We start from the raw sequence: 21,896 nt of genomic DNA, 5'->3' as shown, positions 1-21,896 counted from the left end.
AGCCTAGTCTTTCGACGTGGACACAGGCTCGGAGTCGGCCGAGGCGCCGGCGATCTTCCTCGCCGCCGTCGAGCGGATGCGCAGCGCCGACACGCGCGCCGAGCTCACGGTGCGCGAGATCCCCGCTCCCGGGCGCATCGCGCCCTGGTCGTACGCGGTCGCCGCCGACGTCGGATCCCCCGAGCACGGCCGCGACTCCGACCGCGGCACCGGCCGGTTCATCCTCATGCACGACCCCGAGGAGCCCGAGGCGTGGGGCGGCGCGTTCCGCGTCGTCACCTTCACGCAGGCGACGCAGGATCTCGACATCGCGCCCGATCCCATGCTGCCCGAGGTCACGTGGTCGTGGCTGCTCGAGGCGCTCGACCAGCGCGACGCCGGCTACCACTCCGCGTCGGGCACGGCCACGCGCGTGCTGTCGACCGGGTTCGGCGAGCTCGCCGAGCAGGGCGAGGGCGCCCAGCTCGAGCTGCGCGCGTCGTGGACGCCGACCTCGCACGACATCGAGCGGCACCTCGCCGCGTGGTGCGACCTCGTCTGCGCCTCCGCCGGCATGCCGCTGCAGCCCGGCGCCATCAGCCTCGACGCACGGAGGCTCCAGCGGTGACCGACGCCCAGCAGACCGACGCACCCCAGCCGGAGCTCGTCGACGCCGTGCCCGTCGGGCCGCTCGAGACCGTCGTCGACGACGCGGGGCTGCGCGCCGCCATCGAGCGACTGCGGGCCGGCACGGGCCCGATCGGCGTCGACGCCGAGCGCGCCAACGGCTTCCGCTACTCGTCTCGCGCGTACCTCGTGCAGCTGTATCGCCGCGGCTCGGGCACCGTGCTGCTCGACCCGATCGGCATCGCGGCGTGGTCGGAGCTGCAGGATGCGATCGGTGACGAGGAGTGGATCCTCCACGCCGCCTCGCAGGACCTCCCGTGCCTGCGCGAGCTGGGCCTCGAGCCCGGCTCGCTCTTCGACACCGAGCTCGGCGCGCGCCTCGCGGGCTACGAGCGCGTGGGCCTCGCCGCGGTCGTCGAGCGCCTGCTCGGCATCCGGCTCGCGAAGGAGCATGCAGCGTCCGACTGGTCGCGGCGGCCGATCGAGCCCGCCCTGCTCGCCTACGCGGCGCTCGACGTCGAGCTCATCGTCGACCTGCGCGACGCCATGGCTGCCGACCTCGAGGCCCAGGGCAAGGCCGAGATCGCACGCCAGGAGTTCGAGGCGGCGCGCACGCGGCTGCCGAAGCCGCCTGCCGCCGAGCCGTGGCGTCGCCTCTCGGGCCTGCACGCCGTGAAGGATCGCCGCACGCTCGCGATCGCACGGGCGCTGTGGATGGCGCGGGATGCGTACGCGCAGGAGATCGACGGCGCGCCCGGCCGCCTCATCCCCGACTCCGCGCTCATGGCCGCCGCCACGAGCGGAGCGCGCACGAAGGCGCAGCTCGGCTCGACGAGCGGCTTCCACGGCCGCGCGTCGCGCTCGCAGATGGACCGCTGGCTCGCCGCGCTCGAGGCCGGTCGCGCGAGCGAGGACCTGCCCGTGCTGCGCACGCCCGCCGACGGCCCGCCGCCGCCGCGCTTCTGGAGGCAGAAGCGCCCGGAGGCCGCTGCGCGCCTGCAGCGCGCCCGTGCCGCGGTGCAGTCGGTCGCCGACGCACTGTCGATGCCGAACGAGCAGCTGCTGACGCCCGACACGCTGCGCAGGCTCACCTGGGACTTCCGCGGCGAGCCGACGCCGCAGGCCGTCGGCGAGGGGCTCGTCGCCCTCGGCGCACGCCCGTGGCAGGTTGACGCGACCGCACAACGAATCGCCGCCGCTTTTGTAGAGGCCGACCAAACGCCCGACGAGGCGTCGGACGCCGACTCGTAGGGAATCCGCAACCGCCTGCCCGGGCGCAGCGACCCTCCCTAGGCTCGAGCGTGCACCGTGACGTGCATCCACCCATGCAGGAGGCTTCAGTGGCACACGACGTCGTGTTCGTCGACGGCGTTCGCACCCCGTTCGGGCGTGCGGGCGAGAAGGGCATGTACTGGCAGACGCGGGCCGACGACCTCGCCGTGAAGGCGCTCGTCGGGCTCCTCGAGCGGAACCCGTCGCTGCCGACCGATCGGATCGACGAGGTCGCCGTCGCGGCGACGACCCAGACGGGCGACCAGGGGCTCACGCTCGGCCGCACGGTGGGCATGCTCGCCGGGCTGCCGAAGTCGGTCCCCGGCTACGCGATCGACCGCATGTGCGCGGGCGCCATGACGGCCGTGACGGCCGTCGCGGGCGGCATCGCGCTCGGCGGCTACGACGTGGCGATCGCGGGCGGCGTCGAGCACATGGGGCGTCACCCCATGGGCCTGGACGCCGACCCGAACCCGCGATTCGTCGCGGAGCGCATGGTCTCGGCCGACGCCCTCAACATGGGCAAGACGGCCGAGCGCATCCACGACCGGTTCCCGCACCTCACGAAGGAGCGCGCCGACCGCTACGCGCTGCGCAGCCAGCAGAAGTACGCGGCGGCCCTCGCCGCAGGCGACATCTCCCCCGACCTCGTGCCGGTCGCGCTGCAGACGGCCGAGGGCTGGGGGCTCGCGACCGCCGACGAGGCGCCGCGCCCCGAGACGACGATGGAGGGCCTCAGCACCCTCAAGACGCCGTTCCGCGAGTTCGGTCGCGTCACCGCGGGCAACGCATCCGGCCTCAACGACGGCGCGACGATGTCGATCCTCGCGTCGTCGGATGCCGCGAAGGAGCTGGGCCTGCAGACGAAGATGCGCCTGGTCTCGTTCGGGTTCGCCGGCGTCGACCCCGAGATCATGGGCATCGGCCCCGTGCCGAGCACCGAGAAGGCGCTGCGCAAGGCCGGCCTGTCGATCGACGACATCGGCCTGTTCGAGCTCAACGAGGCCTTCGCGGTGCAGGTGCTGTCGTTCACCGACCACTTCGGCATCGACGACGACGACCCGCGCGTCAACCCCTACGGCGGCGCGATCGCAATCGGCCACCCGCTCGCGTCGAGCGGCGTGCGCCTCATGGTGCAGCTCGCCCGGCAGTTCGAGCAGCACCCCGAGGTGCGCTACGGCCTCACGGCCATGTGCGTCGGCCTCGGCCAGGGCGGCACCGTCATCTGGGAGAACCCCCACTTCACCGGAAGGAAGCGCAAGTGAGCATCGCCGACGAGTTCCCGCGCCTCGCAGCGGCGCAGTTCGACGAGGTCGTCACGCACTCGTACGTGCGCGACGTCGCCCTCGCATCCGGTCGCACGATCGCGCTCGTGACGCTCGACAACGGTCGCGACCACACGCGTCCGTCGACGCTGGGCCCCGCGACGCTCTTCGAGCTCGGTGACGTGCTCGAGGCGCAGCGCGGCCGTGCCGCCGCGGGCCAGATCGACGCGATCGCGGTCACGGGCAAGCCGTACTTCCTCGCCGCCGGCGCCGACCTGTCGAACGTCGGGCTGCTGCCCGACCGCGAGACGGGCGCGGAGCTCGGTCGCCTCGGCCACCGCGTGCTCGGCCTGCTGCACGAGGCCGGGGTGCCGACGTTCGTGTTCATCAACGGCCTCGCCCTCGGCGGCGGCCTCGAGATCGGCCTCAACGCCGACTACCGCACCATCAACGCCACGGCGCCCGCCGTCGCGCTGCCCGAGGTGTTCCTCGGCCTGATCCCCGGCTGGGGCGGTGCCTACCTGCTGCCGAACCTCATCGGCATCGAGCACGCGCTCAAGGTCGTCATCGAGAACCCGCTGAAGCAGAACCGCGTGCTGAAGCCGGAGCAGGTGCTCGAGCTCGGCATCGCCGATGCGATGTTCGGCGCCCCGTCGTTCCTCGAGCAGTCGCTCGCCTGGGCCGACGGCGTGCTCGGTGGCGCGAAGGTCGAGCGTCCGAACTCGCCCGGCCGACTCGAGCGCGCCGTGAAGTGGGACGTGGCGATCGGCATCGCGCGCAAGTCGCTCGAGTCGAGGATCGGCACCGTCGCCCTCGCCCCCTACAAGGCGCTCGAGCTGCTGCAGGGCGCGAAGAAGGCCTCGCGCGCCGAGGCGTTCGCCGCCGAGGACGCCGCGCTCACCGAGCTCATCGCCTCCGACCAGTTCCACGCGTCGATCTACGCGTTCGACCTCGTGCAGAAGCGTGCGAAGCGCCCCGCCGGCGCGCCCGACAAGGAGCTCGCTCGCCCCGTCACGAAGGTCGGCATCATCGGCGCCGGCCTCATGGCGAGCCAGTTCGCGCTGCTGTTCCTGCGCCGTCTGCAGGTGCCCGTCGTCATCACCGACCTCGACCAGGGTCGCGTGGATGCGGCGCTCGCGGGCATCCGCACGGAGCTCGCAGGCCTGCAGGAGAAGGGTCGCCTCGACGGCGACACGGCCAACCGACTCTCGGGGCTGCTGTCGGGCACGGTCGACAAGGCCGACTTCGCCGACTGCGACTGGGTCATCGAGGCCGTCTTCGAGGAGCTGGGCGTCAAGCAGCAGGTCTTCGCCGAGGTCGAGCCGCACCTGAGCCCCGAGGCGATCATCGCGACGAACACCTCGAGCCTCTCGGTCGAGTCGATCGGCGCGCGCCTCGCGCATCCCGAGCGCCTCGTCGGCTTCCACTTCTTCAACCCCGTGGCCGTCATGCCGCTCATCGAGGTCGTGCGCACGCCGGCGACCGACGACGCGGCGCTCGCGACTGCGATGCGGGTCGCGAAGGACCTGAGGAAGACCGCCGTCATCACGCGCGACACCCCCGGCTTCGTCGTGAACCGCGTGCTCGCGAAGCTGCTGGGCGAGGCGATGCACGCCGTCGAGCAGGGCACGCCCTTCGAGACGGTCGTCGCGGCGCAGCAGCCGTTCGGCCTGCCGATGGATCCGTTCGTGCTGCTCGACCTCGTGGGCCTCAAGGTCGGCGCGCACGTGCTCGACACGCACCACGGCGCCTTCCCCGACCGCTTCTTCGAGTCGAAGGCGCTCCATGAGCTGGCCGAGGCGAACGTGCTGCTCGAGAAGGACCGCAAGGGCGAGGCGAAGGGCATCGACAAGCGGGCCGTCGCGATCGTCAGGAAGCACACGCCGAAGGGCGCGACGCCCTCCACCGCCGAGCAGCTGCGGGAGCGGCTCGAGGTCGGCCTCGCCGACGAGATCCACCGGATGCTCGAGGACGAGGTCGTCGTGGGAGCCGAGGACATCGACCTCTGCATGATCCTGGGCGCGGGCTGGCCCTTCCAGATGGGCGGCATCACGCCGTACCTCGACCGCGAGGGCGCCTCGGAGCGTGCGTTCGGCGGCGCGTTCCACGAGCCGCGCATCGCGGGCCCGGCCGCCTAGGTGGATCGCGCCCGCGTCGACGCCCTCGCCCACGACCTGGCCACCGCCGGGTACGTGGGCGGGGGCGTCTCGGCGCGCGTCGGGGCGGATGCGTCGGATGCGCTCGCACGCATGGTGGCGACGCCCGCACGCCGCGCGCTCGGGGACGCGTCCGACCCGCTCGCGACGCTCGTGCGGTTGCTCTGGCTCGGCGACGCCGTGCCCGTCGAGGCCGCCGCCGCGGCGCTGCCGACGGTCGGCGTCGCCGGCGCCGAGAGCCTCGGGATCGTCGAGCGCCGCGGCGACGACGTCGCTCCCCTGCTGACGATCCGGCCGTACGCGTTCCGCGACGCGCTCGGGTCGGGCGAGTGGTGGATCGCGAGCGACCTCGACGAGCTCTCGGGCGTGCATCCGCTGCGGCCCGACCACGTGCTCGGCGTCGGCGGCGCGGCCCGCACGCTCGCGGCGATCCTGCCGCCCGTGCGCGCCGGATCGGCCCTCGACCTCGGCTCGGGATGCGGGATCGTCTCGCTGCACCTCGCGCGCCTCGCCGACCGCGTCGTCGCGACCGACCTCTCCGAGCGTGCGCTCGCCATGACGCGCCTGACGTGCGCGCTGAACGGCGTCGACCGCGTCGAGACGCGACAGGGCGACCTCTGGGATCCCGTCGCGGGCGAGCGCTTCGACCTCGTGGCGTCGAACCCGCCCTTCGTCATCACGCCGCGCGCCGAGGGCGTGCCGGCCTACGAGTATCGCGACGGCGGCCGCACGGGCGACGCGCTCATGCAGGAGGTCGTCGAGGCCCTGGGTGCGCACCTCGCGCCCGGTGGTGCCGCGCGCCTGCTCGGCAACTGGGAGTCGCTCGCCGGTGCTGCGGGCCTCGATCGCGTGCGCGGCTGGCTCGACGCCGGCGGCGTGGACGGCTGGGTGCTCGAGCGCGAGTCGCTCGACGTCGTGCGCTACGCCGAGCTGTGGCTGCGCGATGGCGGCACGCGACCCGGCGACGACGACCACGCCCCGCTGCTGACGACCTGGCTCGACGACTTCGCCGCGCGCGGCGTGCGGTCGATCGGCCTCGGCTGGGTCGCTGCGCAGGCCCGCGACGGCGCCCTCGCTCCGCGCATCCGCGTCGAGCACGTCGGCCATGCGATCGGTCTCGAGCATGCCGGCGCGCACCTCCAGGCGTCGATCGAGGTGCAGGAGCGCCTCGCCGCACTCGACGACGACGCGCTGCGCGACCTGCACCTCGTCGCGCAGGCCGACGTCACGGAGCTGCGCCATCTGCGGCCAGGCGCGACGGGTCCGACCGTCATCGAGCTGACTCAGGGCGGGTCGCTCGGCCGCACGACCCAGGTGGACACGGCGGTCGCCGCGCTCGTGGGCGCGTGCGACGGCGAGCTGTCGGTGGGCGCGATCCTCGACGCCATCGCCTCGCTGCTCGACGTCGACGCCACGGCGCTCTCGTCGGAGGCGCTGCCCGCGGTCCGCGAGCTGTGGATCCGCGGCTACCTCGCGGAGGCGGACCCGGAGGACGACGCCGGCTGATCGTCGGCGAGCACGTCGCGCACGACGTCGGCGACGTGCTCGGCGACCTCGAGCGCGACGAGCGGTCCGCCCCGCGACGCGCGAGCACCCGCCTCGCCGTGCAGCCACGCGGCCGTCGCGCCGAGGTCGACGAGCGACGCGGGATCGGCGAGCACGGCGTCGGCACGCGCTGCGAGCAGCGAGCCGGCGACGCCCGCGAGCACGTCGCCCGTGCCCGCGGTCGCGAGCCAGTGCGTGGGCGCCTCGACGACCACGACGCGCTCGCCGTCGGTGACGACCGTGCGGGCGCCCTTGAGCAGCACCGTCGTGCCCGTGCGGCTCGCCGCCTCGCGCGCCCATCGCTCCGGGTCCGACGCGATCGCGGAGCGCTCGACGTCGACGCCGGACGCCGCGAGCAGGGTGCGCAGCTCACCCGCATGCGGCGTCAGGAGCCTCGGCCCCGCACCGACGCGCACGAGGTCGAGCGCCCCGGCGTCGAGCACCGCCGGCACGCCGTCGGCGAGCGCCCCGTGCAGCGTCGAGCGGAGCGACGCGGACCGGTGCGAGGCATCCGTGCCCGAGCCGAGCACCCACGCCTGCACGCGACCCGTGCCCGCGACGGTCTCGGGGCGGCGCGCGAGCACGAGGTCTGCCGCGCGCCGCGGCCCGACGTAGCGCACCATCCCGGCACCCGAGCGATGCGCGGCCTCGACGCCCAGCACGGCGGCGCCGGGATACGCGTCGGACCCGGTCACGAGCCCCACGACGCCGCGGGCGTACTTGTCGTCGGCAGCCTGCGGCATGCGCAGCCACGCACGTGCGTCGTCGACGCTCCAGACCACGGTGACCTCCTCTCGTCGGAGGCTACGGCACGCGCCGCACGCGCATGCGGTGCTGGTCGGCGACGTCGCCCTCGATGCGGCGGCGACGCGTGCCCTTCACCTCGTCGACCTTCACGTCGTCGCCCTGCACGGGCGCCGCGGCGATGTGCGTCTCCTGCTCGAACACGTGCGTCTTGTCCTGGTTGCGGTAGCGGCGGTGCACGGTCGTGTAGATCGCGATGCCCACGGCGGGTCCCGCGGCGAGGAGCGCGAGCAGGAACCCCTCGCCGTCCGACGACGCGACGACCGCCGCGACCTGCGCGAGAGCGTCCATGCCCGTCACCGCCACACCGACGCGAACACGGTCGCGGCCACGATGGGCACGACGAGCGCCTCGACGAGCAGACCCACGCCGATCGCGACGGCGAGCAGCCTCCCCTTGGCCAGCGGGATGCTGCCCATCGTCTCGCCCGTGCGCCCGTTGACGGCGACGTAGTGCACCATGCCCTGCCCGCCCTCGACGTGGTGGTAGGAGTACAGCCACACCGGCAGGTACATGGCGACCCAGCGCGTGCCGTGCACGTCGAGCGCCTCGGTCTCCCACCGCACGCCGCGGTCGAAGGCGCCGAGCGTGCCCCGCACCTGCGCGCGACCGACGGACATGAGCTGGTCCTCGAGCCGCGGATGCATCGCGCGCACGTCCTGGTCGCGCCGCTCCGACGTGAACCCCGCGAGGTAGGCCGCGTTCCAGTCGACGGCGTTCTTCGTGTCGAACGGCAGGATCGAGTTCACGATGTTGTTCGTCGACCGGTGCACGTCGAGGTTCGACCGCTCGGCCGAGGACTCGAGCGTGAGGTCGTCGACCGTGAAGTCGACGGCTCGCCGCACGCGCACCACGTCGGCGTCGTAGTACGTGCGCCGGTTGTTCTTCGTGCCGCGCGTGTAGCGCCGCGTCTCGACCTCGCCGAGACCCTCGAGGCGCGTCGACGCGTGCGCGTCGACCACCATGTACGGCAGGTAGACGCCCACGACGTTCTCGGGCGCGAACTCCGCCTTGAAGCGCGCGTGCGCGAAGCCGCGACGGGCCTCGGCGAAGGCGCGGATGCGCGCGACGGCCTCGGCGTGCGGCAGCGCGAAGGGCAGCACGGCGTCGGGCACGGCGCCGTTGGGGATCTGGCGGTTGACGTCGAGCCGCTGCCTGCACCAGTGGCAGCGCGCGCTCATGGCGTCGTTCGTGTCGATGACGACCTCGGCGCCGCAGCCCGCGCACGCGATCGTGAGGATGCTCGAGACGTCGGGCCGGATGTCCTGCGCCCCCGATGCGACGAGCGTGCCGCGCAGGTCGCGGATGCCCTCGCCGAGACCCAGGCGCTCCTCGACCCGCTCCTCCGACCACTCGTTGCGGCAGTAGCCGCACCGCAGCATGCCGCCCTGCATCGCGAGGCGGATGTCGGTCGAGCCGCAGCGCGGGCAGCGGTTGATGCCGTCCTGCAGCCGCTCGTTCTGCGTCTGCGGCCCCTGCGGCGGCAGCGCGAGCTCGGTCGGCACCTGCGGCGCGGCCGCGGCCGCGGCGGGTGCCGACAGGCGCTGCGTCGGGTTCGGCGGCGGCAGGGGCTGCCGCGGCACGACCGGCACGGCGCGCGGGTGCGGTGGATGCGGCTGCGGCGCGCCGCCGCCCGAGGGTCCGGGCGGCGGCGCCTGCGGGGGTGGCAGGGTCATGCGTCTGCGTGCGCGGGCGTCAGAGCCCGAGCGCCTTCGCCTTCGCTGCCTCGTAGTCCTCGGGCGTGATGAGGCCGGCGTCGAGCATCGCCTTCGCGCGCGTCAGCACCGCCACAGGGTCCTCGTCGCCCTGGGCTGCGGGCGCGGAGGCCTGCGCTGGCGCCGCCTGCTGCGGGGCCGGCTGCGCCGGCACGGGCTGCTGCAGACCGCCGAGGCCAGCGGAGCCCGCCGCGATGCCCATGCCGAGGATGCCGCCCGTGCCCTGGGTCTCCCCCGCCGACTCGAAGCCCTGCGCGACCGACGCCTGCAGGTTCGCGTTCCCGCGCTGGCCCGACAGCGCATCCGCACGCTGCACGTTGCGCAGCAGCTCGCGCGTCTGCGCGTCGTACTCGATCGCGACGATCGCGGTCTTCACGATCGTGATGCCGCGGTCGGTCGTCCAGCGATAGCCCTGCTCGACGGCTGCCGACAGGCTCTGCGCGAAGCCGAGCGAGTCCTGCTGGATGCGCGTGATGCGATTCCCCTTCGCGGGATCGTTCGTGTACATCGAGAACGCGGGTGCGAGCGACGCGACGACCTCGTTGAAGAGCTGTGCGGCGGCATCGTTCTCGAGGTCCGCGAAGTCGAACACGACGCCGGGACGCAGGTACGACGCCGGCACGAACGACTTCACGAAGAGGATGGGGTCGACGATCTGCAGCGTGTACGTGCCTCGCGTCACCGCGCCGACCTGCGCGCCCATGTAGGCGTCGTCCCAGTAGATCTCCGACTGCGTGCCGAAGCGGTTGTTCGGCAGCTCCTTGAGGCTCACGAAGAACGCCTGCTGCTGCGCGGCGGGGCGGCCTCCGAACTTGAAGCGCTCCCACGACGTGCGCACGAGCGAGCCGATGAGGTCGTCGCCTGCGAAGATCGACTGCGACTCCTGCGCATCGGTGCGCCACTCGTAGCCGCCCGGCATCGAGGCGAAGCCCGTGATGGCGCCCTCCTGCATGAGCAGCAGGCCGTAGCCCTCGGGCACGACGATGCGCGAGCCGTTCGTGATGATGCCGTCGGAGGCGGACGTGTTCGAGCCGCGGCCGGCGTTCTGGCCGCGCGGCACGGCGGCGAAGAGCGCAGCGGTCGGGCTCAGGCCCTCGGGGACGGTGAGGAAGTCCTTCCACTGGTCGGCGAGCACGCCGCCCGCCGCGTCCAGCGTTGCCCTGAAGAGGCCCATGTCGTCTCCCTCGCTCGGCGCGGTCGTCGCGCTCGCGCCCAGGCTACGACGACGAGACCCCCGCAGGCTGGGAGCCTGCGGGGGTCACGCCTCCCTGCGCCTCGGCGCGGGACGAACGCTCAGACGAGCGAGCGCAGCACGTACTGCAGGATGCCGCCGTTGCGGTAGTAGTCCGCCTCGCCCGGGGTGTCGATGCGCACGACCGCGTCGAACTCGATCGGCTCCTTGCCGGCGGCGGAGTGCTCGCTCGGCGTGGCCGTGACGCGCACGGTCTTCGGCGTCACGCCATCGTTGAGCTGCTCGAGGCCCGTGATCGACACGACCTCGGTACCGTCGAGGCCCAGCGACTCCCACGACTCGCCCGCCGGGAACTGCAGCGGCACGACGCCCATGCCGATGAGGTTCGAGCGGTGGATGCGCTCGAACGACTCGGTGATGACGGCCTTGACGCCCAGCAGGCGCGTGCCCTTCGCGGCCCAGTCGCGGCTCGAGCCCGAGCCGTACTCCTTGCCACCGAAGACGACGAGCGGGGTGTCCTGCTCGGCGTACGACTGGCACGCGTCGTAGATGAACGACTGCGGGCCCTCGGGCTTCGTGAAGTCACGCGTGTAGCCGCCCTCGACGGCCTTGCCGTCGTTGACCGCTGCCGTGAGCTGGTTGCGGAGGCGGATGTTCGCGAACGTGCCGCGGATCATGACCTCGTGGTTGCCGCGGCGCGAGCCGTACGAGTTGAAGTCGCGCTGGCCGACGCCGTGCTCCGTGAGGTACTGCGCGGCGGGCGTGCCCGCCTTGATGTTGCCTGCGGGGCTGATGTGATCGGTCGTGACCGAGTCGCCGAGCGCGGCCATGACGCGCGCGCCGTGGATGTCGGCGACGGGCGTGAGCTCCATCGTCATGTCGTCGAAGTACGGCGCCTTGCGGACGTAGGTCGAGTCCTCGTCCCACTCGAAGATGGGGCCCTCGGGCGTCGGCAGGCTCTTCCAGCGCTCGTCGCCGTCGAAGACGGTGGCGTACTGCGTGATGAACTGCTCGCGCGAGATCGACGAGTCGATGATCTCCTGCACCTCGTCGGGGGTGGGCCAGATGTCCTTGAGGAAGACGTCCTGACCGTCCTGGTCGGTGCCGAGCGCGTCGGACTCGAAGTCGAAGTGCATCGAGCCGGCGAGCGCGTAGGCGACCACGAGCGGCGGCGACGCGAGGTAGTTCATCTTCACGTCGGGGCTGATGCGGCCCTCGAAGTTGCGGTTGCCCGAGAGCACGGCGGCGACGGCGAGGTCGTTGGCGTTGATCGCCTCCGAGACCTCCTCGATCATGGGGCCCGAGTTGCCGATGCAGATGGTGCAGCCGTAGCCGACCGTGTAGAAGCCGATGCCCTCGAGGTCCTCGTCGAGGCCGGACTTCTCGTAGTAGTCGGTGACGACCTTCGAGCCCGGGCCGAGCGTCGTCTTGACCCACGGCTTGCGGTCCAGGCCCTTGGCGCGCGCCTTGCGGGCGACGAGGCCCGCGGCGATCATGACCGACGGGTTCGACGTGTTCGTGCACGACGTGATGGCCGCGAGGGTCACGGCGCCGTTGTCGAGCTCGTACTCGAGGCCGTCGGGCGTCGTGACGTGCGCGGGCGTCGAGGCGCCGGCGAACGATCCCGAGCGCAGCGGGGCGACCTTCGTCGCGACGTGCTCGTGGTGCTCGTGCTCGTCGCCGGGGACGATGCCGGGGTCGGAGGCGGGGAACGAGTCCATCGAGGCCGCGTCGACGACGTCGGCCGTCGCCTCGTCGGTCGAGCCGCCGGCGACGTAGTTGAGCACGTCGCGCTCGAACTGCGACTTCGACTCCGACAGCAGGATGCGGTCCTGCGGACGCTTCGGGCCCGCGATCGAGGGCACGACCGTCGAGAGGTCGAGCTCCATGAACTCCGAGAAGCGCAGCTCGCGCGACGGGTCGTGCCAGAGCTTCTGCTCCTTGGCGTACGACTCGACGAGCGCGACGGTCTGCTCGTCGCGGCCGGTCAGGCGCAGGTAGTCGAGCGTGACGTCGTCGATGGGGAACATCGCGGCCGTCGAGCCGAACTCGGGGCTCATGTTGCCGATCGTCGCGCGGTTCGCGAGCGGCACCGAGGCGACGCCCTCGCCATAGAACTCGACGAACTTGCCGACGACGCCGTGCTGGCGCAGCATGTCGGTGATCGTGAGCACGACGTCGGTCGCCGTGACGCCCGCCGGGATGTCGCCCGTGAGCTTGAAGCCGACGACGCGCGGGATGAGCATCGAGACGGACTGGCCGAGCATCGCGGCCTCGGCCTCGATGCCGCCGACGCCCCAGCCGAGCACGCCGAGGCCGTTGACCATCGTCGTGTGCGAGTCGGTGCCGACGCACGTGTCGGGGTAGGCGCGCAGCACGCCGTCGACGGTGCGGTCGTAGACGACCTTCGCGAGGTGCTCGATGTTCACCTGGTGCACGATGCCGGTGCCGGGCGGCACGACCTTGAAGTCCTGGAAGGCGGTCTGGCCCCAGCGCAGGAACTGGTAGCGCTCGCCGTTGCGCTCGTACTCGATCTCGACGTTGCGCTCGAGCGCGTTCTCGGTGCCGAAGAGGTCGGCGATGACCGAGTGGTCGATGACCATCTCGGCGGGCGAGAGCGGGTTGATCCTGTCGGGGTCGCCGCCGAGCGTCGTCACGGCCTCGCGCATCGTGGCGAGGTCGACGATGCAGGGCACGCCCGTGAAGTCCTGCATCACGACGCGAGCGGGCGTGAACTGGATCTCGGTGTCGGGGTCGGCATCGGCCTTCCACGCGCCGAGCGCCTCGATCTGCGCCTTCGTCACGTTCGCACCGTCCTCGGTGCGCAGGAGGTTCTCGAGGAGGACCTTGAGCGAGAACGGCAGCGACTCGTGCCCCTCGACCTGGTCGATCCTGAAGATCTCGTAGTCCTGGCCGCCCACCTGAAGGGTGCTGCGGGCTCCGAAGCTGTCCACTGCCGACACGGTGACTCCCCACACGATCGTCCTGACGCTGTGCGCGTCCGAGCATAGCCGCGGGCTGGAGGCCGCGGCCGAAAGTATCTTGACGTCAAGACATCCTACGCCGTCCGAGCGGCGACCGCGCGCCCGACCGGCGGATGCGGGCGTGTCGCGGGCCGCGTCAGGCGGATGCGGGCGCGTCGCGCTGCTCGGCCTCGGGCTCGGGCACGGCGCGCACCATGAGCCACGTGACCCACAGCGCTGCGCCGTAGAGGGGCACGCCCATGAGCAGCTTCGTCGTGGCGAGCGCCTGCGTGGCCTCGGCCGCGTAGAGCGGCACCTGCACCGCGAGGCGCGCGGCGAGCACGCAGATCCACAGGATCGTCGCGCGCACGGCCACGGCCCTGCGCGCCGGCTCGGTGCGCCAGGCGTAGGGCGTGCTCGTGAGCCCGCCCGCGATGAGGCCGATGAGCGGCCGTCGCGCGATGAGCGAGATCGTCAGGGCGACGACGCCGAGCGAGTTGACGATGAAGCCCCAGAGGAAGTTGTCGTTGGCGTTGCCCGTGAAGAGGGCGACGGCCGCCGAGATGCCGACGCCGATGAGACCGGCGAAGGCCAGCACCGGCTGCCCCTTCGTGAGCACGCGCAGCAGCACCGCCACGACCGACACGGCGAGCGGCACGAGCACCGAGATCCACACGTCCTGCGTGATCGTGAAGAGCACGAGGAACAGCAGGCCGGGCAGCAGCGACTCGACGATGCCGCGCACGCCGCCCATCGCCCGCAGGATCGCGCCGCCCGAGGGCGCCTCTCCGGGGGCGATGTGGCCCAGCTTCGACGAACGGATCGCGTTCGCGATCGCCTCGTCGGCGCGATCGCGCTCGACGCCCTCGGCGTCGTCGGCCGGTCGCTGCGCGTCGGTCATGCGGGCTTGGGCGCGTGGAGCGGGATGAGCTCGCGCGGGGGCATCGGCGTCTCGCCACGGCACACGACCGTCGAGCGGTAGATCTCGACGATGCCGGCGACGGCGTCGTCGTCGGTCGCGGCCTTGCCCCCGACGATGCCCTGCAGCATCCAGCGCGGGCCGTCGACGCCCACGACGCGCACGGCGCGCGGCTGGCCGTCGGGGCCGGGCTGCAGCGTGCAGCGCAGCTCGGGACCGAGCAGCCCGTCGGCCTCCTCGACCGTCGCGCCCTGGCGCGTGAGCTGCTCCGACACCACGGCGCGCACGGCGCCCCAGATGCCCTCGGAGCGCGGCGCCGCGAACGGCTGCAGCTGCACGGTCGAGCCGTCGTGCTCGAGGGTCACGGCCACGACGCGCTTCGTCGCCTCCTCGACCTCGAGCCGCATCTGCAGGCCCTGGCGGGGCACGATGCGCAGGCCGCCGAGGTCGATGTACGGGCGCACGGGCGCCTCGGCCTCGTCGAGCGGTCCCGCCTCGTCGCGATCCTCGGGCGCGCTCTTCTCGTACGACTCCTCGTCGAGCTGGTCGTCGATCTCGTCAGGCATGCGTCTCCTTCGTCCGTCCGAACCCGCTCGAGCCGAAGCCGCCCTCGCCGCGGTCGGAGCCGGGCAGCTCGTCGACCTGCACGAAGCGCGCGCGCTCGATGCGCTGCACGATCACCTGCGCGATGCGATCGCCCACCGCGATGCCGTGGGGCTCGCTGCCCGTGTTGAGCAGGATGACCTTGATCTCGCCGCGGTAGCCCGCATCCACGGTGCCGGGCGCGTTCACGATCGTGATCCCGTGCTTGGCGGCCAGGCCGCTGCGCGGGACCACGAACGCCACGTGGCCGTCGGGCAGCGCGATGCGCACACCCGTGCCGACCATGGCTCGCTCCCCCGGCTGCAGCGTGATCGCCTCCGCGGCGTGCAGGTCGGCACCCGCGTCGCCAGGATGCGCGTATGTCGGCGGCTCGCCGACGATGAGCACCTCGACCTCGTCCACGGGAGCCAAGGCTAGCGGGCAGGATGGAGGGGTGCGTCATCGTGAGCGTCTCCTGCCACCCGTCTGGCTGTTCGCCGTCTGCCTGCTCGTCGTGCCGGCGGCCGTGCTCGTCTTCCTGCCGATCGACCCCGTGTGGGGGTGGATCGTCGCCATCGTCCTGTACCTCGGCATCGCGGGCGCGCTCGTCGTGGCCGCCCCCGTGGTCGCCGTCGACGACGCCACGCTCTCGGCCGGGCGGGCGCGCATCCCGCTCGCGGCCCTCGGCGAGCCGCAGGTGCTCGACCGCGCAGGCTCCTACGCCCTGCTGCACGCCGACTGGGATGCGCGCGCGTTCCACTCGACCGTGCCGTGGGCGCCGCTGCTCGTGCGCATCCCCGTCGTCGACGACGCGGACCCGACGTCGGCGTGGGTGCTGTCGACGCGACGACCCGAGGCGCTCGCCGCCGCGATCCGCGACGCGCGGGCCTGACCGCTCGACGCCCGACGCGACGAAGGCCGCCTCCCGAGGGAGGCGGCCTTCGCGCTGCGCGTCGTTCGCTCAGGGCGTCACGCGTGCGTCCCCGTGCGCTATGCGCACTCCTTGCAGATCGGGCCCAGCTTCGACTCGTGGTCGAACTGCAGACGGTGCTTCACGAGGAAGCAGCTCACGCAGGTGAACTCGTCCTCCTGCGCCGGCAGCACGATCGTCTCGAGCTCGACGTCCGACAGGTCTGCGGCCGACAGATCGAAGCTGCCGGGGTTGTCGGCGTCGTCATCGGTGGCCGTCTGCGCCTTGGCGGGGACGCGCTCCTTGAGCGCCTCGATCGACTCCGCGTCGTCGTCGTTCTTGCGCGGTGCGTCGTAGTCGGTTGCCATTGCGTGCTCAGCGTTCCTTCGGCCAGTGTTCGGGGGATTCGGCGCACAGTCTGCACGTTCGATCCGTCGATTGCAACTCGCGGCACGCCACGGTCATTCCCGCGTCCGATCCGACGACGGTGGGATGCTGACGGAGACCTGATGGACCGGGACGTGAGGCGCATGGACAAGCTCAGTGTGATCGGGGTCGAGGACGACCTGCTCGTCGTGGAGGCCGCCGACGGCGCGCGCTTCGCGATCGACGTCGCGGCGCTGCCGGACCTGCCGAGGCCCAAGGCGCAGCCGTCGCAGCGCAAGGCCTCGCCGCGCGAGATCCAGACGGCGCTGCGCGGCGGCCAGACCGCCGAGGAGGTCGCCGCCGAGACCGGCGAGGACCTCGAGTTCGTGCGCCGCTTCGAGGGCCCCGTCGTCGCCGAGCGCGACCACGTGCTCGACCAGGCGCTGCAGGTCGCCGTCGCCTCGGGCGACATCGATCCGCTGGCGAAGGAGACGACGTTCGGCGACGCCCTCGAGGCGCGCCTGCAGGACCTCGGCGCCAGCGAGGAGGCCTGGTTCGCATGGCGCGAGGGCGCCGGAGCGTGGGTCGTGCGACTGCGCTTCCACGCGCAGGGCATCGACCACGTCGCGACCTGGACCTTCGAGCCGCGCAAGGCGGCGCTGACGCCGCGCGACAAGGAGGCCACGGCGCTCAGCACGCGCGGCGACGCCTCCACGGTGCTCATGCCGCGCCTGCGGGCCGTCGACCACCAGCAGCAGCAGCAGGCGCCCGTCGGGCCCGCCTCGGTCGAGGCCGCGCCGCAGGAGCCCGCGCCGCAGCAGACGAGGCCGCAGCCGCGCGTCGAGGGCGAGCGCTTCGACTCCGGCGCGTTCCGCGTCGGCCAGCAGGGGCCGTCGAAGCCCGTGACGCCGAACCCGGTGCTGCGCGACGCCGCCCAGGGGCAGCCGGCGGCGGTCGTCGAGGCCGCCGTGTCGACGGCCCGTCCCGCGCAGGCGCCGAACCACACCGCCGACCTGCTCGAGGCGCTGCGACGCCGACGCGGCGAGCGGGAGGCAGCGCTGCAGCAGGCCGAGACGGGCACCGTCCCCGACCTGCCCAAGAGCCAGGACACGCTCTTCGACGCACCCGCGGAGCCTGCGAAGGACGACGAGCAGCCGGGCGTGCACCACACGAGCCCGCTCTCGGGCGGTCGCACCAAGCGCGGCAGCCGCCAGTCGATGCCGAGCTGGGACGAGATCGTCTTCGGCGCCCGCGGCGACGACGAGCCCGCCTGACGCCCTCGCCGCATCCCCACCGATGCCCGTCGCCTCGCGCGGCGGGCATCGTCGCGTCGCGGCACCTGTGCACGCCTCCGGCGACCTGAACGAGCGGTCAGGTACCGTGGCTCGCGACCAGCGTTGGCCCTACGAGGAGGTAGGCATGACCGCGTCGACGACGACGACGACCAAGCCCGGCGGACTGCGACGGGTGGTGACCGCCTCGATGGCGGGCACCGTCGTCGAGTGGTACGAGTTCTTCCTGTACGCGAGCGCTGCGACGCTCGTGTTCAACCTCATCTTCTTCCCGCAGACCGACGATCCGCTCGTGCCGATCCTCTCGGCGTTCGCGACCTACTCGGTGGGCTTCGTCGCCCGCCCGCTCGGCGGCATCGTGTTCGGGCACTTCGGCGACAAGTACGGCCGCAAGCGCCTGCTGCAGCTCGCGATCGTCATGGTCGGCGCCGCGACGTTCCTCATGGGCTGCCTGCCCACCTTCGACCAGGTCGGGTTCCTCGCGCCGGCGCTGCTCGTGCTCCTGCGCTTCGTGCAGGGCTTCGCCGTCGGCGGCGAGTGGGGCGGCGGCGTGCTGCTCGTGGCCGAGCACTCCCCCGACCGCTCGCGCGGCTTCTGGTCGAGCTTCCCGCAGGCGGCCGTGCCGATCGGCAACCTGCTCGCGACGATCGTGCTGCTCATCCTCTCGAGCACGCTGCCCGAGGATCAGTTCCTCGGCTGGGGCTGGCGCGTCGCGTTCTGGCTGTCGGTCGTCATCGTGATCATCGGCTACTACATCCGCACCCGCATCGACGACGCCCCGATCTTCCAGGAGGTCAAGGCGGAGGTCGCCGAGTCGAAGGCGCAGTCGTACGGCGTCTTCGAGGTGCTGCGCCGCTACCCCCGCGGCGTGCTCACGGCCATGGGCCTGAGGTTCGGCGAGAACATCATGTACTACCTCGTCGTCACGTTCTCGATCACCTACCTCGCGACGCAGCACGGCTACGACACCGCGTCGATCCTGCGGTTCATGCTCGCGGCGCACGTGCTGCACATGCTCGTCGTGCCGTGCGTCGGCTTCCTCTCCGATCGCGTCGGCAGGCGACCGCTGTCGGGCATCGGTGCCGTGCTCGCGGCAGGATGGGGCTTCGTCGCCTTCCCGATGTTCGACACCGAGCAGCCGGCGATCATCATCGCCGCCGTGTGCCTCGGCCTCGTCATCCACTCGTTCATGTACGCGCCGCAGCCGGCGATCATGGCCGAGATGTTCCCGACGCGCATGCGCTACTCGGGCGTCTCGTTCGGCTACCAGGTGACGTCGATCCTCGCGGGATCCCTCGCGCCGATCATCGCCGTCGCGCTGCTGAGCGCCGCGGGCAGCTCCGTGCCGATCGCGATCTACCTCGCGTGCGCCGCCGCCGTCACGTTCATCGCCGTGCTCGTCATGCGCGAGACGAAGGGCACGTCGCTGCGCGCCGTCGACGAGGAGGACCGTCGGCGCCTCGTGGCCGAGCGGGGCGAGGCATGAGCGTCGTCGCCTGGATCGGCCTCGGCGCGATGGGCGGACGCATGTCCGCGCATCTCGCCGCCGCAGGGCAGGACGTGCGCGGCGTCGACGTCGTGCCCGCGCTGGTCGACGCGGCCGTCGCGCACGGCATCGTCGCGGCCGCGTCGGTCGCCGACGCCGTGCGCGACGCCGACGTCGTCGTGCTGAGCCTGCCGAAGGGCGAGCACGTGCGGCAGGTGCTCGACGGCCCCGACGGCGCGTGGGCGCATGCGCGACCCGGCACGCTCGTGCTCGACACCTCGACGGTCGACGTCGCGACGTCGCGGTGGTGCCACGAGCAGTCGGTCGCACGCGGCCACCGCTTCGTCGACGCCCCGGTGTCGGGCGGCGTGAGCGGCGCCGAGGCCGGCACGCTCACCGTCATGCTCGGCGGCGAGACGGTCGACGTCGCCGACGCGGCGCTCGTCGTCGAGCCCTTCGCGGGCTCGACGATCGCGGTCGGTCCCGCGACGCACGGCATCGCCGCGAAGCTCGTGAACAACATGATGCTCGGCATCGGCATGCTCGCCGTCTCGGAGGGCTCGCAGCTCGCGAGGCACCTCGGGCTCGACCCGCAGGCGTTCTGGGACGTCGCGAGCGTCTCGTCGGGCGACTCGTGGCCGCTGCGCACGTGGTACCCCGTGCCCGGCATCGTCGACTCGAGCCCCGCGAACCGCGGCTTCGCGCCGGGGTTCTCGACCGACCTCGCCGAGAAGGACCTGTCGCTCGCCGTCACGGGCGCCGACGAGACGGGCGTCCACGTGCCGGCGGCGCGCATCGTGCTCGAGCAGCTGCGCGCGCTGCAGGCCGAGGGCCTCGGCGCCCTCGACTGCACGCTCGTCGCGCGCTTCGCATCGCCCGACGGCACGCTCGAGGGCTTCGACCCGTCCACCGACGCGTAGCGCCGACGGCATGCGACGATCCCGGATCGTCAGGTGCCGTCGTGCTGCGGCGCGGAGAGCGGTCCGTCGATCCGCTCGCCCTCGACGCGCACCGTCCTCCGCGTGTCGAGGGCGACGATCGCCCCGACGACGACGAGCGACAGCGCGACGGACGCGCTGACGTCGGTGAGCCAGTGGTAGCCGAGGTACAGCCTGCTCGCTGCCTGCGCGGCGACGAGCAGCACGGCGAGGGTCGTCGCGAGCACCGTGACCCACCGCCCGGCGATGCGGCTCGCGAGCAGGAAGGCCGTCAGCAGGAAGAAGTCGGACATCCCGAGCACGTGGCCCGACGGGAACGAGAAGGTGCGGTCGACGTCGAGGAGCATCTCCGCGGCCGGCGGCCTGGGACGCTGCACGAGCGGCGCGATGCCCTGCGCGAGGGCGACGCCGACGAGCATGCCGCCGGCGATGAGCAGCGGCCGCCACAGGTGGCGGGCGCGCCAGATCCAGATCGCGAGCGTCACGAGCACGACGATCGGCATGCCGATGGGGCCGAAGCCGAGCGCCAGCACCGTCGAGACGCTCGTGAGCCCGGTCGTGCGCCGCTCGTCGAGCCAGGCGTCGACCGCCTGGTCCACCGGCAGCGGGCCGCGGGTGGGCACGACGGCGGCGAGCAGGACGGCGAAGCCGACGAGCCCCACGCCCATGAGCACGGCGGCGAGCACCAGCAGCCGCCGCCGCTGGGCGCGCGTCCGGTACCGCTCCTCGACGATGAGGCGCGCGTGCCAGCCGCGCGCCGGCTGTTGCACCTCCGCCTGCGCCATCAGGACCCCGAGTAGGCGCCGAGGCGCACGAGCGGCACGCGCAGCTCCTCCGACGTGAACGAGCCGTGCTGGCCCACCATCCCGCGCGCCGGGTCGTCCTCGCGCACGTACAGCGCGCCGCTGCCGCGCATCGCGACCACGAGGTCGCCGATGCGCGGCAGCACCGCGTCGTCGACGTCGCCCAGCCAGCCCGACGCGACGAGCTCGTCGCGCGTCGCGACCCATGCGACGTCGTCGAACGCCGCGCGCCACGCCGCGACGGTCGCCTCCCAGCCGCTCCACGACGGGTCGCGGTGCAGCTGCAGGCAGCGCGGCTCCCCCGCGACGTGCGCGACGCCGTCGAGCAGCGCGGGGGGCACGACGACGTGGCGGTGCTCGGGCACGTCGACCATGCCGTGGTCGGCGGTGACGAGGATGCCGGCGCCGGCCGGGATGCGATCGGCGAGCCGCGCGATCGCGCCGTCGAGGCGCTCGAGCGCGTCGATCCATGCATCCGACTGCCAGCCGCGCTCGTGGCCGATGCGGTCGAGGTCGGGCACGTAGCAGCTCACGATGCCGTCACGGGCGTGCACGGCCTCGATCGCGGCGTCGATGCGGTCGTCGATGGTGCGGGCGGCGACGTAGTCGGCGCCGCGCAGCGTGGCGCGGGTGAAGCCCGAGTCCACGTAGCGAGGCTCGTTGACGACCGTGCTGGGCACGTCGGCGAGCAGCGGGGCGCTGCGCTGCCACGTCTCGGGCTCCATGTCGGCACCCCAGTCGCGCAGCTGGTTGCGCACGCCGACGCCGGGCACGAGCGCGTCGTAGCCGACGATGCCGTGCGTGCCCGGCGCCGTGCCGGTGTACAGCGACGTGAGCGCCGCGGCGGTCGTCGTCGGGAAGCCCGACACGATGCCCTTGCGCGGCCCGGCGACGAGCGTGCGCGCGTGTCCCGCCCTCGCGTTCAGGTTGGCGACCCCGAGGCCGTCGACGACGACGAGCACGCTGCGACGCGCACGCGGCAGGCCGAGGGCGTTGCGTGCGCCGGTCGCCGAGAGCACCTGGGAGGCGAGCACGTCGGCGAGGCGCACGCCGGCAGGGCTGGCCGCAGGTAGCATCTGGAC

The 21,896-nt window shown here is 72.8% G+C and carries 20 protein-coding genes; 9 read left to right on the top strand and 11 right to left on the bottom strand.

From position 1 onward, the window contains the following. Positions 1–16 precede the first annotated feature (16 nt). The 5 genes from FS793_RS01450 to FS793_RS01430 all read left to right on the top strand — a co-directional run bounded on the left by FS793_RS01450 (position 17) and on the right by FS793_RS01430 (position 6,805). On the top strand, positions 17–607 hold the full coding sequence (locus FS793_RS01450) for a DUF3000 domain-containing protein (protein WP_260979968.1): 591 nt from the start codon (positions 17–19) through the stop codon (positions 605–607). Continuing rightward, positions 604–1,857, top strand: a complete 1,254-nt coding sequence (locus FS793_RS01445; RefSeq protein ID WP_440130435.1) for an HRDC domain-containing protein — start codon at positions 604–606, stop codon at positions 1,855–1,857. The genes FS793_RS01450 and FS793_RS01445 overlap by 4 nt, the downstream gene beginning before the upstream one ends. Before the next feature lie 74 nt (positions 1,858–1,931). Further along, a complete protein-coding gene (locus FS793_RS01440; RefSeq protein WP_144717842.1) occupies positions 1,932–3,143 on the top strand; it encodes a thiolase family protein in 1,212 nt (403 codons plus the stop codon). After that, positions 3,140–5,281: a 3-hydroxyacyl-CoA dehydrogenase NAD-binding domain-containing protein gene (locus tag FS793_RS01435; protein ID WP_440130434.1), complete on the top strand. Its 2,142-nt coding sequence runs from the start codon at positions 3,140–3,142 to the stop codon at positions 5,279–5,281. Before FS793_RS01440 ends, FS793_RS01435 begins: the two co-directional genes overlap by 4 nt. Further along, positions 5,282–6,805, top strand: a complete 1,524-nt coding sequence (locus tag FS793_RS01430; protein WP_144717840.1) for a DUF7059 domain-containing protein — start codon at positions 5,282–5,284, stop codon at positions 6,803–6,805. On the opposite strand, the gene FS793_RS01425 is transcribed toward FS793_RS01430, so the two are convergent. From FS793_RS01425 to dut, 8 genes are all read right to left on the bottom strand, one after another. Beyond that, a complete protein-coding gene (locus tag FS793_RS01425) occupies positions 6,766–7,626 on the bottom strand; it encodes an ADP-dependent NAD(P)H-hydrate dehydratase (RefSeq protein WP_313959357.1) in 861 nt (286 codons plus the stop codon). The two genes, FS793_RS01430 and FS793_RS01425, sit on opposite strands and share 40 nt — an antisense overlap. A 22-nt stretch (positions 7,627–7,648) precedes the next feature. Continuing rightward, the gene (locus FS793_RS01420) at positions 7,649–7,939 is read right to left on the bottom strand and encodes a hypothetical protein (RefSeq protein WP_144717838.1); all 291 of its coding nucleotides are present in this window, start codon (positions 7,937–7,939) and stop codon (positions 7,649–7,651) included. A 5-nt stretch (positions 7,940–7,944) separates the two neighbouring features. Continuing rightward, the gene (locus FS793_RS01415) at positions 7,945–9,324 is read right to left on the bottom strand and encodes a TFIIB-type zinc ribbon-containing protein (RefSeq protein ID WP_144717836.1); all 1,380 of its coding nucleotides are present in this window, start codon (positions 9,322–9,324) and stop codon (positions 7,945–7,947) included. Between the two features lie 19 nt (positions 9,325–9,343). After that, positions 9,344–10,537 (bottom strand): SPFH domain-containing protein, encoded by a 1,194-nt coding sequence (locus tag FS793_RS01410; RefSeq protein WP_144717834.1) that lies wholly within the window; start codon positions 10,535–10,537, stop codon positions 9,344–9,346. Between the two features lie 119 nt (positions 10,538–10,656). Next, entirely contained in the window at positions 10,657–13,518 is a 2,862-nt protein-coding gene (locus FS793_RS01405; RefSeq protein WP_144717832.1) for an aconitate hydratase, read from the bottom strand. Between the two features lie 157 nt (positions 13,519–13,675). Then, positions 13,676–14,419 (bottom strand): DUF3159 domain-containing protein, encoded by a 744-nt coding sequence (locus tag FS793_RS01400; protein ID WP_144717830.1) that lies wholly within the window; start codon positions 14,417–14,419, stop codon positions 13,676–13,678. Then, positions 14,416–15,003, bottom strand: a complete 588-nt coding sequence (locus FS793_RS01395) for a DUF3710 domain-containing protein (protein ID WP_144717828.1) — start codon at positions 15,001–15,003, stop codon at positions 14,416–14,418. Before FS793_RS01395 ends, FS793_RS01400 begins: the two co-directional genes overlap by 4 nt. After that, positions 14,996–15,442, bottom strand: coding sequence for a dUTP diphosphatase (gene dut, locus FS793_RS01390; RefSeq protein ID WP_144717826.1), 447 nt, complete (start codon positions 15,440–15,442; stop codon positions 14,996–14,998). The genes FS793_RS01395 and dut overlap by 8 nt, the downstream gene beginning before the upstream one ends. A 31-nt stretch (positions 15,443–15,473) precedes the next feature. Between dut and FS793_RS01385 the strand changes: the two genes are divergently transcribed. Then, on the top strand, positions 15,474–15,911 hold the full coding sequence (locus tag FS793_RS01385) for a DUF3093 domain-containing protein (protein ID WP_186329272.1): 438 nt from the start codon (positions 15,474–15,476) through the stop codon (positions 15,909–15,911). A 98-nt stretch (positions 15,912–16,009) separates the two neighbouring features. Here FS793_RS01385 and FS793_RS01380 read toward each other — a convergent pair whose 3' ends face one another. Further along, positions 16,010–16,297 (bottom strand): DUF4193 domain-containing protein, encoded by a 288-nt coding sequence (locus tag FS793_RS01380; RefSeq protein ID WP_092501522.1) that lies wholly within the window; start codon positions 16,295–16,297, stop codon positions 16,010–16,012. A gap of 162 nt (positions 16,298–16,459) precedes the next feature. On the opposite strand from FS793_RS01380, the gene sepH reads away from it, so the two are divergent. From sepH to FS793_RS01365, 3 genes are all read left to right on the top strand, one after another. Continuing rightward, the gene (gene sepH / locus FS793_RS01375) at positions 16,460–17,569 is read left to right on the top strand and encodes a septation protein SepH (protein WP_186329271.1); all 1,110 of its coding nucleotides are present in this window, start codon (positions 16,460–16,462) and stop codon (positions 17,567–17,569) included. A gap of 145 nt (positions 17,570–17,714) precedes the next feature. Then, positions 17,715–19,073, top strand: a complete 1,359-nt coding sequence (locus tag FS793_RS01370) for an MFS transporter (RefSeq protein ID WP_144717820.1) — start codon at positions 17,715–17,717, stop codon at positions 19,071–19,073. After that, positions 19,070–19,993, top strand: a complete 924-nt coding sequence (locus FS793_RS01365; protein WP_144717818.1) for an NAD(P)-dependent oxidoreductase — start codon at positions 19,070–19,072, stop codon at positions 19,991–19,993. Before FS793_RS01370 ends, FS793_RS01365 begins: the two co-directional genes overlap by 4 nt. Positions 19,994–20,022: 29 nt before the next feature. Here the strand turns inward: FS793_RS01365 and FS793_RS01360 are convergent, their stop codons facing one another. Both FS793_RS01360 and FS793_RS01355 read right to left on the bottom strand, forming a co-directional pair. Next, positions 20,023–20,796 (bottom strand): phosphatase PAP2 family protein, encoded by a 774-nt coding sequence (locus FS793_RS01360; protein WP_144717816.1) that lies wholly within the window; start codon positions 20,794–20,796, stop codon positions 20,023–20,025. Then, positions 20,796–21,890 carry an alkaline phosphatase family protein gene (locus FS793_RS01355; RefSeq protein WP_144717814.1) on the bottom strand — a complete coding sequence of 365 codons (1,095 nt, stop codon included), beginning with the start codon at positions 21,888–21,890 and terminating at the stop codon, positions 20,796–20,798. The genes FS793_RS01360 and FS793_RS01355 overlap by 1 nt, the downstream gene beginning before the upstream one ends. Between the last annotated feature and the right edge of the window lie 6 nt (positions 21,891–21,896).

Origin of the sequence: Agrococcus jejuensis, assembly GCF_007679035.1 — a bacterium.
In the GTDB taxonomy this organism is placed as follows: domain Bacteria; phylum Actinomycetota; class Actinomycetes; order Actinomycetales; family Microbacteriaceae; genus Agrococcus; species Agrococcus jejuensis_A.
The sequence above is the reverse complement of the archived record's forward strand: the minus strand, read 5'-3'. Positions and strand labels throughout refer to the sequence as shown.